The following is a 247-nucleotide window of genomic DNA, read 5'->3' on the forward strand; positions in this document are numbered from 1 at the left end:
GGAGCACAGGGTTGCGATAGGTTCCGTTTCCTTGATCCGAAACCCATACGTCCGACACATAGTTTCTTTGTGCTATCATGGCTGTCGAAATGAACAGGAAGAGCGTGAAAAGTAGTGCGAGTTTCCTCATAGTATCTATGCTTTTATTTGATATTGATTTTGACAGGGTGCTCCAACGCTTCTTTCCATTGGCGGATGTAAGCGAACCATGCTTCGGGTGTTTTATAACCGAAGGTTTCTTTCATAG

Annotated in this window: 1 protein-coding gene; it reads right to left on the reverse strand. The window is 44.1% G+C overall.

Annotated features, from left to right (window positions below; all coding sequences use genetic code 11):
* Positions 1-143: 143 nt before the first annotated feature.
* Positions 144-245 carry a DUF4861 family protein gene (locus KB213_RS13310; protein ID WP_211683527.1) on the reverse strand — a complete coding sequence of 34 codons (102 nt, stop codon included), beginning with the start codon at positions 243-245 and terminating at the stop codon, positions 144-146.
* Between the last annotated feature and the right edge of the window lie 2 nt (positions 246-247).

The organism is Neokomagataea anthophila, assembly GCF_018122595.1.
Classification (GTDB): domain Bacteria; phylum Pseudomonadota; class Alphaproteobacteria; order Acetobacterales; family Acetobacteraceae; genus Gluconobacter; species Gluconobacter anthophilus.